Below are 16749 nucleotides of genomic sequence, written 5' to 3' on the forward strand. Positions count from 1 at the left end.
CTCCTTCTGAACCCAAACAACTGTCAGGAGGATGTATGAAAAACGTCATTAACTGGTTTGAAATTCCGGTCACAGATATGGATCGCGCCATTAAATTTTACGAACCAGTGATGCAGGTATCGCTACGTCGCGAGAAAATGGATTGTGCCGAGCTGGCGGTTTTCCCGCATGAAGACCCGGCCACGGGTGGTGCGCTGGCAAAATTTGATGGTATTACACCGTCGCATCAGGGCGCTATTATTTACCTGCATACGGACAACCTGGCGGCTACGCTCGATCGTGTCGTATCCGCGGGTGGCAAGTGTGTCTTTGGCCCGCTGGAACTGCCGCAGGGGATTGGCACTATCGCGCTGTTTACCGATAGCGAAGATAATCGTCTTGGCCTTCATCAACCTGCCTGATACCCGGAGAATGTATGACCCGACGCGCTGACCGATTGTTTCAGATTGTGCAGATCCTGAGAGGCAGGAGACTGACAACGGCAGCGCATCTGGCGGACAGACTGAATGTGTCCGAACGTACTGTCTACCGTGATATCCGGGATTTATCGCTCTCGGGTGTGCCTGTTGAAGGGGAAGCCGGGAGTGGTTATCGGCTGATGTCGGGTTTTGATTTACCTCCTCTGATGCTGACAAACCGGGAGTCAGAGGCGTTGATTGTGGCGATCCGCCTGCTCAAAACCTGGGGCGGGGAATCTCTGTCACGCGAGCTTGAATCGGCTCAGGAAAAAGTGCTGGCGATCCTGCCGGAGGAGAGTCGCCGTAAGGCGGAGCAGACACGGCTGTTTGCTCCGGATATGGGGACTCAATTGCATTCAAAAAGCAACTTTGATGTGATCCATCAGGCCATTGCTTCCCAGCAAGTTTTGGCGCTGCATTATCGGGACGAGAGTGGTCAGCTGTCGTGGCGTGATGTTCAGCCCCTGGGCATGTTTTTCTGGGGAGAGCACTGGTTGCTGGTTGCCTGGTGTGAACGTCGTGACGATTACCGTTGCTTCCGACTCGACCGGTGTTTGAATATCGCGGTGACGGACAGGCGATTTAGCGAGAGTACAGAGCGGTCTCTGGCTGATTTTCTGCGAAAAGTTAAGCAATAAAAAAGCCAGCATTACGCTGGCTTTTTTATTTGCGTCCTCTCCCGGGGGGAGAGGACGGGTGAGGCGTTAAGCCGCGAAACCCAGGTGCAAATTAGAAGTTGTAACCGACAACCAGGTAACCACCCCAGCCGGTAGATTTCACGCTGAAATCGCCGTTGCCGAAGTTCAGGCTTGCATCATCGTTCCACTGGCCACCGTTGTGCCAGTAACGTGCAACGACAGAATAGTGCCAGTGATCGTAGTTCAGTGCCAGAATGTGGCTGGACGCAATTGAGTTATTCGTACGCGCTTTCTTGCCGTTCAGGTCACGGAAGTCTTCGTTACCCAGATCGGAACCCCAGTCAAAGTTGGTGAAACCGATGTAGCTCAGGTTACCGCCCCACAGTTGGGTGATTGGCACGAAGTATTTCACTTTGAAACGGTAGCCATCCCACTCATTTTCGTTCGCTGCGCCGTAGTTCTGCCATTGGTATTTTGCATACACGTTCATGGACAGGCTCATTGGCAGACCGGTGTCGATGTCAGTACCCAGACCCATGTACCAGGTGCTCTGACGACCAGATGCGTTGCGGCCCATGTCGTAGATGTAGTTGTTTGCGATATACCACTCTTTAAACGGACCGAAGCTCAGGTCAGCACCGGTCAGTTTGTCGATAGAGAAGCGCGGTTCGATTTCCATAAACAGCGGAGAACCGTGGTTCCAAATACCTTTTGCATCGGTATTACCACCAAAGAACACTGGGGCATCCATATAGCCGTAGAAATCAAACCAGTCTTTCTTGGCGAAGGCTTCATATTCCAGATAGGTATCGTTGCGCAGCAGTGGTCCAAAACGGGTGTGGTAGCTACCTACCACGTTGACGCTCTGATGCCACCAGTCTGACAGATACTGAGGTTGATCCTTTTCCGCTGCGTTAACAGTGAAAGAGGAGGAAAGTGCGAGTACTGCTCCGGCTGCAAGTAATGTTTTTTTCATAATCATGCCACTGATTGAATTTCCCTTCCGGGAGTGAAAAATGCGCGATTTGCGTTTCAAAATATTTCGTATTTCTGCGGAGCCTATTATAGGAATCCTTGCTCACAAAAATATGTGTTGTTTCACATATCTCTCACACACGTAATCGATTGCGTTCACGTTTGCGTACTTTAAACGGCAGGGATTGTAACGGCAATCATTTATGTTGCCAATCTTTGCGGGATGTAAATGTCAGCGGAGTAACATCGCACTCCGCTTTTTAGGTGGGTTACTGTGTGACGGGCTGAATATCGTGGATGCGGACAAAACCTAACTGTTCGGGTGTAATGCCCGTCAACTGCAACGGAATATCGACATCGCTCGGCGCTAACACGCTTGCTGGTGCATTGATCAACTGGCTTTTAACATTCACTTCCTGGTAGCTGTCCGTCGTGCCCTGAATCTGGCCCCATTCGACCGTACCGCTGAAGGCGGGTAATGGATCGTTGGATTCACCCTGAATGCGCAATGTTACCCGTGTACCATCGGCGTTGGCTGCAACGTTGATGAGCGACATACGCAATGTTCCGATCTGACTGTTCAGACGAGCAGGTGTGTTTGAGCCAGGCAGCAGGTACACACCACTGCTTGATTTTGCATTCAGTGCATTTTGCTGGGTGATCTTGACCGTTTCCTTGTTCAGCTTGTCCATTGCGGCATTGAGCGTATTGACGCTTTGTTTCATCTGACGAACTTCGGTTTGCTGAGCACAGGCACTCAGGGTGAAGAGACTTCCCACCAGGAGAATTCTTAGGTAACGTCTTGTCATTGCGTTTATTTCCTTGAAACTACGGATTGTTGTAATGGTAGACGGCATCTTACCGTCTGGCATAGATCCTTTGTCTCAAAAAACCTCTTCCTTTGTTGTCAGCCCAGTTCAGGGTAAAATAGCGGGAAGTTAACCAGATAGTCAGGACACCGTATGCATTGCCCATTCTGCTCCGCTGTGGATACCAAAGTAATCGACTCTCGTCTTGTGGGTGAGGGGTCATCCGTACGTCGCCGTCGGCAGTGTCTGGTGTGCAACGAACGTTTCACCACCTTTGAGGTGGCAGAACTGGTGATGCCACGTGTCGTCAAAAGTAACGATGTACGTGAGCCCTTCAACGAAGAAAAACTGCGCCGCGGGATGCTAAAAGCACTGGAAAAACGGCCAGTCAGCGCAGATGACGTTGAAATGGCGCTGAATCACATTAAATCGCACCTGCGGGGAACCGGCGAACGCGAAGTGCCCAGTAAAATGATTGGCAATCTGGTGATGGAACAGCTGAAAAAGCTCGATAAAGTTGCCTATATCCGCTTCGCTTCTGTGTACCGCAGTTTCGAAGATATCAAAGAGTTTGGCGAAGAGATCGCCCGCTTACAGGATTAAGCTCATGCAGGATGAGATTTACATGGCGCGAGCGCTCAAACTGGCGCAGCGCGGGCGTTTTACCACACACCCTAATCCGAATGTTGGCTGCGTGATTGTCAAAGACGGTGAAATTGTGGGGGAGGGTTTTCACTACCGCGCAGGTGAACCTCATGCTGAAGTGCATGCCTTGCGCATGGCTGGTGAAAAGGCGCGTGGCGCAACGGCTTACGTTACGCTTGAACCTTGCAGTCACCACGGCCGCACGCCACCCTGTTGCGACGCATTGATTGCAGCGGGCGTTTCACGAGTCGTCGCGGCAATGCAGGATCCTAATCCGCAAGTTGCAGGGCGCGGACTGTATCGTCTTCAACAACAGGGAATTGACGTTAGCCACGGCCTGATGATGAACGATGCGGAAGCCATCAATAAAGGTTTCCTGAAGCGTATGAGAACAGGTTTCCCTTATATCCAGTTGAAATTCGGTGCATCTCTGGATGGGCGCACGGCCATGGCGAGCGGTGAAAGCCAATGGATTACGTCTCCGCAGTCAAGGCGCGATGTGCAACGTCTGCGCGCGCAAAGCCATGCTATTCTCACCAGCAGTGAAACAGTTCTGGCGGATGATCCGGCGATGACCGTGCGTTGGGATGAGCTGAATGCCGATACCCAGGCGCTCTATCCGCAGGAAAACCTGCGTCAGCCACTGCGTATTGTGATTGATAGCCAGAACCGTGTGACACCTGAGCACCGTATTGTGCAACAACCCGGCGAAACCTGGTTTGCCCGTACAACGGAGGACGACCGTTCGTGGCCGGAAGGTGTGCGCAACATCATGGTTCCTGAACACAATGGTCATCTCGATTTGGTCGTGCTGATGATGCTGCTTGGCAAACAACAGGTGAACAGCATCTGGGTGGAAGCCGGTCCTACGCTGGCGGGAGCGCTGCTCCAGGCCGGGCTGGTGGATGAACTGATTGTCTACGTTGCGCCTACACTGTTAGGTAGCGATGCGCGTGGCCTGTTTGTACTGCCAGGGCTTGAAAAACTGGCTGATGCCCCACAACTCAAATTTAGCGAGATACGCCCGGTTGGCCCGGATGTCTGCCTCCATTTAACGACAGCGTAATTGCTCCTGAAATAGGGAAGCAGTGCGCAAAGTATTATGATAAAATCCGCCCCCCTGCGGGGCCAAATGAACCCGTAAAGGAAGAGTATGAACATTATTGAAGCTGCTGTAGCTACCCCGGACGCTCGCGTCGCCATCACCATTGCGCGTTTCAACAACTTCATCAACGACAGCCTGCTGGAAGGTGCGATTGACGCTCTGAAACGTATCGGCCAGGTAAAAGATGACAACATTACCGTTGTATGGGTTCCCGGTGCATACGAACTGCCTCTGGCAGCCGGTGCGCTGGCGAAAACCGGCAAATACGACGCGGTGATTGCACTGGGTACTGTTATTCGTGGCGGCACTGCGCACTTCGAATACGTTGCGGGCGGTGCAAGCAATGGTCTGGCGCATGTTGCACAGGATGCTGAAATTCCTGTCGCGTTTGGCGTGCTGACCACTGAAAGTATTGAACAAGCTATCGAACGTGCTGGCACTAAAGCCGGTAACAAAGGTGCAGAAGCTGCACTGACTGCACTTGAAATGATCAATGTATTGAAAGCCATCAAGGCCTGATTTTTTGTAAGGGGAATTCCGTGAAACCTGCTGCTCGTCGCCGCGCCCGTGAATGTGCCGTCCAGGCACTTTACTCCTGGCAGTTGTCCCAGAACGACATCGCTGATGTTGAATACCAGTTCCTGTCTGAACAAGACGTTAAAGACGTTGATGTTCTGTACTTCCGTGAACTGCTGTCGGGAGTGGCGACTAATAGCGCGTATCTCGATGGTCTGATGAAACCTTATCTGTCTCGCCTGCTCGAAGAGCTGGGTCAGGTAGAAAAAGCAGTGTTGCGCATTGCGCTGTTTGAACTGTCTAAACGTGATGATGTGCCATACAAAGTGGCGATCAACGAAGCTATCGAACTGGCAAAAACCTTCGGTGCTGAAGACAGCCACAAATTTGTTAACGGCGTGCTGGATAAAGCCGCACCTGCGATCCGTCCCCACAAAAAGTGATCCGCAAACCGGAGTGTTGCATTGCATAACGTGCGGTGCAGCTCCGGTTTTTTCTTTATATTTGCTGAGGCATAACGTATGGCATGCGGCGAATTCTCCCTGATTGCCCGTTATTTTGACCGTGTCAGAACCTCTCGTCTGGATGTTGAAACCGGCATTGGCGATGACTGCGCACTTCTCAATATTCCTGAAAAACAGACGCTGGCGATCAGTACCGATACCTTAGTATGCGGGCGTCATTTCCTGCCGGATATTGATCCTGCCGATCTGGCATATAAAGCACTGGCGGTGAATGTGAGCGATCTGGCAGCGATGGGCGCCGATCCTGCGTGGTTAACGCTGGCGTTAACGTTGCCGAGTGTTGACGAAACCTGGCTCGAAACCTTCAGCGATGCGCTGTTCGAGCAGCTAAATTACTACGATATGCAACTGATTGGTGGTGATACGACTGCCGGTCCACTGTCTATGACACTCGCGATCCACGGTTATGTGCCGGTCGGGCGCGCCCTGAAACGCTCAAGCGCGAAACCCGGTGACTGGATTTATGTGACCGGTACGCCCGGTGACAGCGCGGCTGGTCTGGCGATTTTGCAGGATCGTTTAACCGTCAGTGATGCGGATGATGCGGCCTATCTGATTAAGCGTCACTTGCGCCCGATCCCGCGTATTTTGCACGGTCAGGCACTGCGCGAACGTGCGAGTTCAGCTATCGACCTCTCTGATGGTTTGATCTCCGATCTCGGTCATATCCTGAAAGCCAGTGGTGTAGGCGCTCGCGTTGATCTTGATACCTTCCCGCTTTCAGAACAGATGCGTAAGCACGTTGCGCCTGAGCAGGCGCTGCGCTGGGCACTTTCTGGCGGTGAAGATTACGAACTGTGCTTTACCGTTCCGGAATTACACCGCGGTACGCTGGATGTGGCGCTGGGAAATCTCGGTGCACCATTTACCTGTATTGGTCAGATCCTGCCGGAAAGCGAAGGAATGCAGTTTGTACAGGATGGCGCATCGGTGACGCTCGACTGGAAAGGGTACGATCACTTCGCGTGATACATTCAGTTCCCTCTCCCAGGGGCTGAGGGATCCCAAAAAAACCGTGTACGGACAGCCCCCTCTCTTTTTAGGGGAGAGGGCATCAGTCCCATATTTTATTTAAATCCCACAACCGGATGCTGTTCGTACGGCGTTTCAAGTTCGGCAATCTGCTCCGGGGTCAGCGTTAAATCCACCGCATTCAGCAGCTCATCCAGTTGTTCCTCGCGGGATGTACCGATAATTGGGGCTGCGATCCCGCGTTTGCTGAGTAGCCACGCCAGTGCAACCTGCGCACGCGTTGCCCCTGTATCGTCAGCAATATTTGCTAAGCGTTCGGCAATCAGTGCGTCGCTGGTCTCTGTCGCGTTGTACAGTGTCTTGCCAAATTCATCAGATACCGAACGGGCAGTGGTTTCTCCCCAGGGGCGCGTTAATCGGCCCCGTGCCAGTGGGCTCCATGGGATCACCGCCACATTTTTCTCATAGCAGAGCGGCAGCATCTCGCGTTCCTCTTCACGGTAGATAAGGTTGTAGTGATCCTGCATAGTGACAAATTGTGCCCAACCGTTCCGGGCTTGCAGATTTAGTGCGGAAGCAAACTGGGATGCATGCATAGATGACGCACCGATGTAACGCGCTTTACCCGCTTTAACGACATCGTTTAGCGCTTCCAGCGTTTCTTCTATAGGCGTGTTGTAGTCCCAGCGATGGATTTGTAGCAGATCGACATAATCCATGTTCAGACGCCTGAGGCTGTCGTCAATGGAACGCAGGATCTGTGCACGAGAAAGGCCTTCAGGCAAGTCACCCACCTGGTGGTAAACTTTGGTGGCAACGACAACATTTTCACGACGGGCAAAATCGCGCAGAGCGCGGCCCACGATCTCCTCGCTGCTGCCATCGGAGTAACTATTGGCGGTATCAAAGAAGTTAATGCCACCGTCGATGGCATGTTTGATGATGAGGCGGCTGCTCTCTTCCGGCAGTGTCCAGGCGTGGTTGCCCCGGTCAGGCTCGCCAAATGTCATGCAGCCCAGGCAAAGCCGGGAAACCTTAAGGTCTGTTTTTCCTAATGTATTGTATTGCATGGTTCCACTCCTGCTGTTTTAAACATTACGTTTAAGCATAGCAGGAGCGGAAGAGGGGAGGTTTAGGCCAGCCAGGTGCGAATTTTAGCTTCGATACCTGCTGCATCCAGGCCAATGCCTGCGCGGGCTTCATCCTGTGTGCCTTGCGGGATGAAATCTGCGAGTTGTGCTTAACCGTTCCTGAGCCCAATCGTGGAGCTTTGGATGTGGCGTTAGCGCATCCAGGCGCGAAGTTTAGCTGTATTGATCAGATTGTGCCGGTGAGGGAAGGGCTGAAGTTTGTCCGGAAAGGTGCTCCGGTTACACTTGACTGGAAAGGATTTTATCACTTTGCTTAAATCAGAGCTTGTCCTGTTTAAAACATCCCAACGTAACCCTCAAGATGCAGATTTCATCTCAGAATTCTCGCGGATTACTGAAATAACGATTATTCGGGTATGTTTGTTCATTAACTTCCACTTTCGTGTTATCGGATTCAGGTTAGGGTTGTAAGGTAATGAAGTTATATTTTTTTAAAACGGATCGCAAAGTTTAATTAGATTATTGGATTTATTAGAGGGGGTATTCATTGTGTGAATGTCATTGGTATAATTTCTCTGCTTGATTTGTTTACTCTATTTTTATCCTGTCGTCTGGCATATGATGTCCCTGGAGTGAGGGCATAATTTACAGGATTGTTGGTTCGTATACTATGAGGGACGAATATGTATAGTATTGATTTCCCTTGCGAGTTACTATTTCAGACAAAAAATAGAATTAATGATACAAGTACAGATGATATGCGGCATAGTGATTTGTCTGATTTAGAATTACAATCATTAGGGTTAAACGATGTTTCGACTATAGTCGATCCCTATAGCATGACCTTCAAAGATAACACTATTAAATATCTTAACTATCCATTTATTACCGGGTCTTCTTTTAAAGACGATCAAAGCGTTACTCCTGATGAATGTGCAAGTATTCTTTTTGATGAAATGCGGGAGTTGTCAGGGACGTTTGCGTTAGGGAAATATAAAAACTTAATTGGAGAGATGATTAACCATTTTCAGCATGAAGATGGCAGACCTTATGGTTATAGTGCGTTACTCAATAGATCATTTTCTGCTCTTCTCAGAGCAAAGCAATATGGAAATACTACGCTCGCTGCTATCAAAAAGGTAATTAATGAATATGTCAGTGACAGGCGTAAACACGTTGGTAGTCAGGATTTTATTTGGGATGTACGAACAAGAATATTGAAGACGACATTGCCTAAATTTAATGATTTTGAAGACAGATTTAACGGAATGGGGATAACTGTCCATGATATATATTTCCAGAGAATTGTTATGCTTAATTTTAGACGATACCAGATGGGATGGGAGGCGGATATATTAGTTGAGGCTCAGGATCATTTCGGTCTGGGGCGAGAAGATATTACGAAAAAACTATACCAAAGCTTCAGATTTTTTCGGATATGGTTTATTCTTCAGCGATACAACTGCTTTTCATTTAAACCATTTGTGACGAACTTCAATGCTTCTATAAAACTGACGGGGTAATAATGATATGAAAAAATCCTGGTTTCTTTATATGGCGATTGCGTTGATTGTGATTGTTTTCAGTCTTTGGGAGGATATTTATCCTGTAAAAATCATTGATGTCCATCGCAGTACTAATAGTCTTGGCTATGATGATATTATCGTTGACCATTTCCCGTTAACGGATCGGGGGCGAATTAACTGGTGGTTATCTCAGCGGGATATGCTTAAGAAAAAATACAACATCCCCTCCGGGCAGAGATTTGTTTTGATGGTCTGGGATGTGGGAGATGGGTATCTGCGGGACTCGCCGCGAGAGGATTATTTTTGTTTTCCTGATATGACATCAGAGAAGAACTGTATTGAGAAAAATAACCTTCTTGAGGTTACTTTCAGGTTTCCTGAAAGTAATAAGATCAGGTTTTATGTTGGTGATAATATGTATGTTATGAATAAAAAAGATGGCTCGATGACGAAAGAGCGGTACTGAATGCTACTTTGGCGATGTGTTTAACGGCTTGATTAATTCCGCTCAGCTCCCGCTAACAAAATAAGTCTAACAGGAGCTGTGGGGAAGGTGTTATGCCAGCCAGGTGCGAATTTTAGCTTCGATACCTACTGCATCCAGGCCAATGCCTGCGCGGGCTTCATCCTGTGTGCCTTGCGGGATGAAGTGATCCGGCAGGCCAAGGTTTAGCACGGGAACGGCTTTGCGGTGTGCCATCAGTACCTCGTTAACGCCGCTACCAGCACCCCCCATGATGGCGTTTTCTTCAAGCGTTACCAGCACATCATGACCTTCTGCCATGCTCAGAATCAGGGATTCATCGAGGGGCTTCACAAAGCGCATATCCACCAGTGTCGCATTTAGCGCTTCGGCGACTTTAGCGGCTTCCGGCATCAATGTGCCGAAATTGAGGATAGCCACTTTTTCTCCGCGACGTTTGACCAGCCCTTTCCCAATCGCCATTTTTTCCAGAGGCTGAAGTTCAACGCCCACCGCATTGCCGCGCGGATAGCGTACTGCACTTGGGCCATCCTGATAGTGGTAGCCGGTAAACAGCATCTGGCGACACTCGTTTTCGTCGCTCGGCGTCATGATCACCATGTCCGGGATGCAGCGCAGGAAAGAGAGATCAAATGCGCCCTGATGTGTTTGACCGTCGGCTCCTACAATCCCTGCACGGTCGATAGCAAACAGCACCGGCAGTTTCTGGATGGCGACGTCGTGGATCACCTGATCATAGGCGCGTTGCAGGAACGTGGAGTAAATTGCGACGACAGGCTTATAACCGCCGATTGCCAGACCCGCTGCGAATGTCACCGCGTGCTGCTCGGCGATCGCGACGTCAAAATACTGATCGGGATATTTTCTGGAAAACTCCACCATGCCAGAACCTTCACGCATGGCCGGAGTGATCGCCATCAGCTTGTTATCTTTGGCTGCGGTTTCGCACAGCCAGTCACCGAAGATTTTTGAATAGCTCGGCATACCACCGCTACTTTTCGGTAGACAACCGCTGGTCGGGTCAAATTTGGGTACGGCGTGGAAAGTAATGGGGTCTTTTTCTGCTGGCTCGTAGCCACGCCCTTTCTTGGTCATGATATGCAAGAACTGCGGGCCTTTCAGGTCACGCATGTTTTTCAGCGTGGTGATAAGCCCCAGTACGTCATGGCCATCTACCGGGCCAATATAGTTGAAACCCAGTTCCTCAAAGAGTGTGCCTGGTACAACCATACCTTTGATATGTTCTTCGGTACGTTTAAGCAGCTCTTTAATTGGCGGTACGCCGGAGAAGACTTTTTTTCCGCCTTCCCGCAGGCTGGAATAGAGCTTGCCAGAGAGCAGTTGAGCCAGATGGTTATTCAGCGCTCCGACGTTTTCAGAGATCGACATCTCGTTATCGTTAAGGATAACCAGCATATCGGGCTTGATATCCCCCGCATGGTTCATCGCCTCGAAGGCCATTCCAGCAGTGATTGCACCGTCGCCAATGACGCACACGGTGCGACGCTGTTTGTTTTCTTTCTCTGCTGCAACAGCGATACCGATTCCGGCAGAAATAGAGGTTGAAGAGTGACCGACGCTCAGGACATCAAATTCACTCTCTCCGCGCCATGGGAATGGGTGCAAGCCGCCTTTCTGGCGAATCGTTCCGATTTTATCGCGACGTCCAGTCAGAATTTTGTGCGGATATGCCTGGTGGCCCACGTCCCAGATTAGCCTGTCGAACGGCGTGTTATAGACGTAATGCAGCGCCACGGTCAGCTCCACCGTGCCAAGCCCGGAGGCAAAGTGCCCACTGGAGCGGCTTACGCTGTCGAGAAGGTATCGACGCAGTTCATCGCACAGCTTCGGCAGGCTCTCTTTCGGCAACAGGCGTAACTCCTGGGTGGAGTCAACTAACGCCAGTGTCGGGTATTTGGCAATATCAAAACTCATCAAAGGCTCATCGAGATAGTGTGTTTATTTATCACGCTGGATTATATAGTCCGCTAGCGCTTCCAGTGCCGAGGTATCCAGTGATTGTGCGGCCAGTTGGTTCAGAGACTGGCGGGCATCGTCAATCAGGTCCCGGGCTTTACGCTGGGCTTGCTCAAGACCCAGCAGGGCGGGATAGGTGCTTTTGCCAAGTTGCTGATCTGCACCCTGGCGTTTACCCAATGTTGCAGTATCGCCCACCACATCCAGAATGTCATCCTGAACCTGGAATGCCAGACCGATACTTTCTGCGTATCTGTCCAGAATCGGCAGGGTTTTGCGCCCGCGTTCACCTGCGCTCAGTGCGCCCAGACGAACGGCTGCACGGATTAAAGCGCCCGTTTTATGACGGTGGATACGCTCAAGCTGTTCCAGATTAACCTGACGTCCTTCGGCATCCAGATCCAGCGCCTGTCCGCCGCACATGCCAGCAATACCACTGGCCATTGCCAGTTCGGAAACCATCGCCAGGCGATCGTGACAATCGACTTCAGCCATTGGTGCATCGCTTAAAATCGAAAAGGCCAGCGTTTGCAGGGCATCACCCGCCAGAATGGCATTGGCTTCGCCAAACTTAATGTGGCAGGTGGGTTGCCCGCGACGGAGATCGTCGTCATCCATCGCCGGTAAGTCATCATGGATCAGTGAATATGCATGGATACATTCAACGGCCGCCGCTGGGGCATCCAGCGTACTATTGCTGATGCCAAACATGTTGCCAGTCGCATAGACCAGGAATGGGCGCAGGCGTTTACCGCCTAAGAGTGCGCCATACTGCATGGCTTCAACCAGTGGAGTGTTCTGAAAAGGTTGTGGTTCGATAAAACGACGTAACGCGTCGTTAGCACGCTCAACGCACGCCTGAAGCTGTGTGGAAAAATCCATTTACTCGGCGTCCGGTGTGAAAGGTGTGGTCGCGGCAGCTTCACTCTCAGAGAGCAGGATCTGCACGCGCTGTTCCGCTTGTTGGAGTTTGACCTGACCCTGACGCGCAAGCTGCACGCCACGTTCAAATTCATTGAGGGCTTCTTCCAGCGGTAAGTCACCGCTCTCAAGCCGGGTTACGATTTGCTCCAGTTCACTCAGTGCAGTTTCGAAACTGGCCGGTGCGTCATTTTTCTTCGGCATAGTGAATTTTGACTCTCATATTTTCAGCCCTGTCATGGTAACGGACTCGGGCGGATAAGCAAATAACGCGCAATGTGCACAGGATCCGCGCGATGGTGGTATACTTGCGCGCCTGGATGCAGCCACGGGTGTGGGCTGCTGTACACGTCATCTTTCAAGTTGCCTTTGCGTTGGCTACGTCTGCTTATCCCAGTGACTTATTTGAGTAAGCTCCTGGGGAGGCTCAGACCTGCCGCCTTGATGCAACGTGAATGATTGTTGTGTATATATCTTTTTCCATCACAAGCCTTAGCTGGCTTGCTAACGAAACATTGCCGCCATGAAGTTTATCATTAAATTGTTCCCAGAAATCACCATCAAAAGCCAATCTGTGCGTTTGCGCTTTATTAAAATTCTGACCGGGAACATTCGTAACGTTCTTAAGCATTACGACGAAACGCTTGCCGTTGTTCGTCACTGGGATCACGTTGAAGTGCGCGCCAAAGACGAAAATAAACGTCTGGATATCCGCGATGCGCTGACCCGTATTCCAGGTATTCACCATATCCTGGAAGTGGAAGATGTCCCTTTCACTTCGCTGCACAATATCTTCGAGAAAGCGCTGGAGCAGTATCGTGACCAGATCGAAGGGAAAAGTTTCTGCGTGCGTGCTAAACGTCGCGGTAAACATGAGTTCAGCTCGATTGAGGTTGAGCGTTATGTTGGTGGTGGTTTAAACCAGCACGTTGAGTCAGCGCGTGTGAAATTGACCAATCCGGACGTGACCGTCAATCTGGAAATCGAAAACGATCGCCTGCTGCTGGTTAAAGGCCGGTATGAAGGTATTGGCGGCTTCCCAATCGGAACGCAGGAAGACGTGCTGTCGCTGATTTCGGGTGGCTTTGACTCCGGTGTGTCCAGCTATATGCTGATGCGTCGCGGTTGCCGCGTGCATTACTGCTTCTTTAACCTGGGTGGTGCGGCACACGAAATCGGTGTTCGCCAGGTGGCGCATTATCTGTGGAACCGTTTTGGCAGTTCGCATCGCGTGCGCTTTGTTGCTGTTAACTTTGAACCTGTGGTGGGCGAAATCCTCGAAAAAGTGGATGACGGCCAGATGGGGGTGGTGCTGAAACGCATGATGGTGCGTGCAGCATCGAAAGTTGCAGAGCGTTATGGTGTTCAGGCACTGGTGACTGGCGAAGCGCTGGGCCAGGTATCCAGCCAAACACTGACTAACCTGCGTCTTATCGACAATGTTTCTGATACGCTGATCCTGCGTCCACTGATCTCTCACGACAAAGAGCACATCATCGATCTTGCGCGTGAAATCGGGACGGAAGATTTTGCCCGCACCATGCCGGAATATTGCGGTGTGATCTCGAAAAGCCCAACAGTGAAGGCGGTGAAGGCGAAGATCGAAGCAGAAGAAGAACATTTCGATTTTGCGATCCTTGATAAAGTGGTGGCTGAAGCGACCAACGTTGATATCCGCGAAATCGCTCAGCAGACCGATCAGGAAGTGGTTGAAGTCGAAACGGTGAACGGTTTTGGTGCGAACGATGTCATCCTGGATATTCGTTCCATTGACGAGCAGGATGCGAAGCCGCTGAAAGTCGAAGGCGTTGATGTGGTGTCTCTGCCTTTCTACAAACTGAGCACTGCATTTGGCGATCTCGATAAGAGCAAAACCTATTTGCTGTGGTGTGAGCGTGGAGTGATGAGTCGCCTGCAGGCGCTCTATCTGCGTGAGCAGGGCTTTACGAATGTGAAGGTATATCGCCCATAGCAGAGAGCGATAATCGTAAAAACGGCAACCCTGAGTTGCCGTTTTGCTTTTATTCGTAGTAGTTATAAATTCCCGCCGCCATCACTAGCGATGATGCGACTTCATGGGCTTTTTCACGCCCAACCAGCAAATCGATTATCTTCAGCGCAAAATCGATCGAAGTGCCTGGTCCCTGACTGGTGAGCAGGTTCACACGTGGATCCCAGACGATACGCTTATCAACCCACTGATCTTCAGGAATACGATCCTTCAATGTGGGGAAGCCTGTCATATTACCAACAGGGAAGAGATTGTGAGGAACCAGTACGGTTCCTGCCGCTGCACAGATTGCCGCGACGATACGCCCGGAGAGATGAAATTGTCTGACAGTCTCAACCAGAAGCGGGCTATCGCGGAAACATTCCGCCCCTTTCAGGCCTCCAGGGAGCACAATAATGTCATAGTCGCTATCGGCTACCTCTACCAGAGGAGCATCAGCGAGGATCTTAACCCCACGCGAGCAGGTGATTGTCAGATTACCGTCGCTGGCGACGCTGGCGGTTGTCACTTTAATGCCACCACGTACCATTAGATCAATGGTGGTGACAGCTTCCATTTCTTCGCTACCAGGGGCGAGGCATACCAGTGCCGACGCGCTCATACTCACTCTCCTTACGTTTAACCATGTCATACAAACGGGCGTTTTCCGGCACGCTTATACCGTGGGCGCGGGCGCGTTTTAACAGATAGCCGGTGATATAGTCGATCTCGGTATGCCGCAATGCGCGGACGTCCTGTAGCATCGAAGAGATATTTTCTGCCGTACTATCAATAACCTGCTCGACATAATAACGTATATCGTCTGCCGATGTGTGCAAGCCTTCGCGTTCAATGACACTGGCGACTTCAGCACACAGCACAGCCACTTCCTGCGGGTGATTCTTCAGCTCACCGTTCGGGCAGTTCCACAGTGCTGTTAAGGGGTTAATCACGCAGTTGACTGCCAGCTTGCGCCATAGCTGAGGGCGTATATTGTTGTGCCAGGCGACGTCCGGCAGCACGTTTTGCAGAATGTCCGCCAGGTAACTGTAATCACCATCCTGCTCACGGGCAGGGCCTATATGCGTCACACCGCTGGCGACATGGACGATGATATTGCCATCACGTCGTGCGGCGTGGGTTGTGGTCGCCATCAACAGCGGCTGAGGTATGCTCTTTAGCTCATCAATCGTCCCCATACCGTTGTGCAGCAGCAAAATGGGTGCTGTGTGGGGAAGGTGAGCGGCCAGTGCTTTTACCGCATCAGAGACTTGCCACGCTTTCAGCGTGACCAGCAGCAGATCGCTTTGTGCCAGAAAATCGGGATCGTTGGCGGTGAGCGATTCATTGAAGATACTGCCATCTTCATCAATCAGGTTTACACTGCAATACGGCTGTGGAACGCGTAGCCAGCCTTGTACCTCGTGTCCATGTTTGCACAGTGCGGTAAGCCAGAGCTGACCAAGCGCGCCGCATCCGAGCACAGTAATTTTCATTGTTCCTCCTCACCTGCAACTGCGCCAGGTGTTACGGCCTAAGTATAGCGCCGTCCGCTAAGCTTCTGTTGAGTTATGCCTCGTTGCGGGTATTATGCAACGCAATAAAAGTGAAGGGAGAAGAAAAGATGCCATCTTTCGATATTGTTTCTGAAGTTGATATCCAGGAAGTCCGCAACGGCGTTGATAACGCAAGCCGCGAAGTTGAATCACGTTTCGATTTTCGTGGTGTAGAGGCGACTTTTGAGCTGAACGATGCAAATAAAACGATCAAAGTACTGAGCGAGTCTGATTTTCAGGTAAATCAGTTGCTGGATATTCTGCGTGCAAAGCTGTTAAAACGCGGCATTGAAGGGACATCCCTTGATGTACCAGAAGAGTTCGTGCACAGCGGTAAAACCTGGTTTGTTGAAGCTAAGCTGAAGCAAGGCATTGAAAGCGCGATGCAGAAGAAAATCGTGAAGCTTATCAAAGACAGTAAGCTGAAGGTGCAGGCCCAGATTCAGGGTGAAGAGATTCGCGTAACGGGTAAATCCCGCGATGATCTGCAAGGTGTGATGGCGCTGGTGCGTGGCGGCGATCTGGGACAACCGTTCCAGTTTAAAAACTTCCGCGATTAAAA

The 16749-nt window shown here is 50.8% G+C and carries 19 protein-coding genes and 2 pseudogenes; 12 read left to right on the forward strand and 9 right to left on the reverse strand.

From position 1 onward, the window contains the following. The first annotated feature begins 35 nt into the window (after positions 1–35). A complete protein-coding gene (locus GF617_RS00275; protein WP_181622439.1) occupies positions 36–401 on the forward strand; it encodes a VOC family protein in 366 nt (121 codons plus the stop codon). Between the two features lie 14 nt (positions 402–415). Then, the gene (locus GF617_RS00280; RefSeq protein ID WP_181622440.1) at positions 416–1096 is read left to right on the forward strand and encodes a YafY family protein; all 681 of its coding nucleotides are present in this window, start codon (positions 416–418) and stop codon (positions 1094–1096) included. 91 nt (positions 1097–1187) lie between these two features. Here the strand turns inward: GF617_RS00280 and GF617_RS00285 are convergent, their stop codons facing one another. Both GF617_RS00285 and GF617_RS00290 read right to left on the reverse strand, forming a co-directional pair. Next, positions 1188–2072, reverse strand: a complete 885-nt coding sequence (locus tag GF617_RS00285) for a nucleoside-specific channel-forming protein Tsx (RefSeq protein ID WP_181622441.1) — start codon at positions 2070–2072, stop codon at positions 1188–1190. Positions 2073–2340: 268 nt separating this feature from the next. Further along, positions 2341–2880: a DUF3251 domain-containing protein gene (locus tag GF617_RS00290; RefSeq protein ID WP_181622442.1), complete on the reverse strand. Its 540-nt coding sequence runs from the start codon at positions 2878–2880 to the stop codon at positions 2341–2343. 153 nt (positions 2881–3033) lie between these two features. Between GF617_RS00290 and nrdR the strand changes: the two genes are divergently transcribed. The 5 genes from nrdR (at position 3034) to thiL (ending at position 6639) form a co-directional block, all read left to right on the forward strand. Beyond that, on the forward strand, positions 3034–3483 hold the full coding sequence (gene nrdR / locus GF617_RS00295) for a transcriptional regulator NrdR (protein ID WP_064325018.1): 450 nt from the start codon (positions 3034–3036) through the stop codon (positions 3481–3483). A gap of 4 nt (positions 3484–3487) precedes the next feature. Beyond that, positions 3488–4591: a bifunctional diaminohydroxyphosphoribosylaminopyrimidine deaminase/5-amino-6-(5-phosphoribosylamino)uracil reductase RibD gene (gene ribD / locus GF617_RS00300; RefSeq protein WP_203450823.1), complete on the forward strand. Its 1104-nt coding sequence runs from the start codon at positions 3488–3490 to the stop codon at positions 4589–4591. An 87-nt stretch (positions 4592–4678) separates the two neighbouring features. Continuing rightward, the gene (ribE, locus tag GF617_RS00305) at positions 4679–5149 is read left to right on the forward strand and encodes a 6,7-dimethyl-8-ribityllumazine synthase (RefSeq protein ID WP_006176874.1); all 471 of its coding nucleotides are present in this window, start codon (positions 4679–4681) and stop codon (positions 5147–5149) included. A gap of 20 nt (positions 5150–5169) precedes the next feature. Further along, the gene (gene nusB / locus GF617_RS00310) at positions 5170–5589 is read left to right on the forward strand and encodes a transcription antitermination factor NusB (protein WP_006809908.1); all 420 of its coding nucleotides are present in this window, start codon (positions 5170–5172) and stop codon (positions 5587–5589) included. Between the two features lie 78 nt (positions 5590–5667). Then, positions 5668–6639: a thiamine-phosphate kinase gene (thiL, locus tag GF617_RS00315; protein WP_203450824.1), complete on the forward strand. Its 972-nt coding sequence runs from the start codon at positions 5668–5670 to the stop codon at positions 6637–6639. Positions 6640–6737: 98 nt separating this feature from the next. On the opposite strand, the gene GF617_RS00320 is transcribed toward thiL, so the two are convergent. Together GF617_RS00320 and GF617_RS27480 are read right to left on the reverse strand one after the other, a co-directional pair. After that, positions 6738–7712 (reverse strand): aldo/keto reductase, encoded by a 975-nt coding sequence (locus GF617_RS00320; protein ID WP_203450825.1) that lies wholly within the window; start codon positions 7710–7712, stop codon positions 6738–6740. 62 nt (positions 7713–7774) lie between these two features. Continuing rightward, positions 7775–7867: pseudogene (locus GF617_RS27480) on the reverse strand (hypothetical protein); the annotation flags it as partial. Positions 7868–7873: 6 nt separating this feature from the next. Between GF617_RS27480 and GF617_RS26995 the strand changes: the two are divergent. From GF617_RS26995 to GF617_RS00330, 3 genes and pseudogenes are all read left to right on the forward strand, one after another. Beyond that, a pseudogene (locus GF617_RS26995) lies at positions 7874–8050 on the forward strand (thiamine-phosphate kinase); the annotation flags it as partial. A 366-nt stretch (positions 8051–8416) separates the two neighbouring features. Next, positions 8417–9256, forward strand: coding sequence for a DUF3289 family protein (locus GF617_RS00325; protein WP_203450826.1), 840 nt, complete (start codon positions 8417–8419; stop codon positions 9254–9256). 7 nt (positions 9257–9263) lie between these two features. Further along, positions 9264–9725: a DUF943 family protein gene (locus GF617_RS00330; protein WP_203450827.1), complete on the forward strand. Its 462-nt coding sequence runs from the start codon at positions 9264–9266 to the stop codon at positions 9723–9725. Positions 9726–9815: 90 nt separating this feature from the next. Here GF617_RS00330 and dxs read toward each other — a convergent pair whose 3' ends face one another. Genes dxs through xseB form a run of 3 tightly spaced genes read right to left on the reverse strand, consistent with a single transcriptional unit; the run spans position 9816 to position 12845 of the window. Next, entirely contained in the window at positions 9816–11678 is a 1863-nt protein-coding gene (gene dxs / locus GF617_RS00335; RefSeq protein WP_203450828.1) for a 1-deoxy-D-xylulose-5-phosphate synthase, read from the reverse strand. Between the two features lie 24 nt (positions 11679–11702). Then, positions 11703–12602 (reverse strand): (2E,6E)-farnesyl diphosphate synthase, encoded by a 900-nt coding sequence (gene ispA, locus GF617_RS00340; RefSeq protein WP_181622447.1) that lies wholly within the window; start codon positions 12600–12602, stop codon positions 11703–11705. After that, the gene (xseB, locus tag GF617_RS00345) at positions 12603–12845 is read right to left on the reverse strand and encodes an exodeoxyribonuclease VII small subunit (protein WP_181622448.1); all 243 of its coding nucleotides are present in this window, start codon (positions 12843–12845) and stop codon (positions 12603–12605) included. Between the two features lie 319 nt (positions 12846–13164). On the opposite strand from xseB, the gene thiI reads away from it, so the two are divergent. Then, complete coding sequence (gene thiI / locus GF617_RS00350) at positions 13165–14613, forward strand: tRNA uracil 4-sulfurtransferase ThiI (RefSeq protein ID WP_181622449.1); 1449 nt, start codon at positions 13165–13167, stop codon at positions 14611–14613. A gap of 49 nt (positions 14614–14662) precedes the next feature. On the opposite strand, the gene yajL is transcribed toward thiI, so the two are convergent. Beyond that, complete coding sequence (gene yajL, locus GF617_RS00355; protein ID WP_203450829.1) at positions 14663–15253, reverse strand: protein deglycase YajL; 591 nt, start codon at positions 15251–15253, stop codon at positions 14663–14665. Beyond that, positions 15216–16127, reverse strand: coding sequence for a 2-dehydropantoate 2-reductase (panE, locus tag GF617_RS00360; RefSeq protein ID WP_181622451.1), 912 nt, complete (start codon positions 16125–16127; stop codon positions 15216–15218). The genes yajL and panE overlap by 38 nt, the downstream gene beginning before the upstream one ends. A gap of 128 nt (positions 16128–16255) precedes the next feature. Between panE and GF617_RS00365 the strand changes: the two genes are divergently transcribed. Beyond that, positions 16256–16747 (forward strand): YajQ family cyclic di-GMP-binding protein, encoded by a 492-nt coding sequence (locus tag GF617_RS00365; RefSeq protein WP_181622452.1) that lies wholly within the window; start codon positions 16256–16258, stop codon positions 16745–16747. Positions 16748–16749 lie beyond the last annotated feature (2 nt).

Origin of the sequence: Lelliottia sp. RWM.1, assembly GCF_016859735.1 — a bacterium.
GTDB lineage: Bacteria > Pseudomonadota > Gammaproteobacteria > Enterobacterales > Enterobacteriaceae > Enterobacter.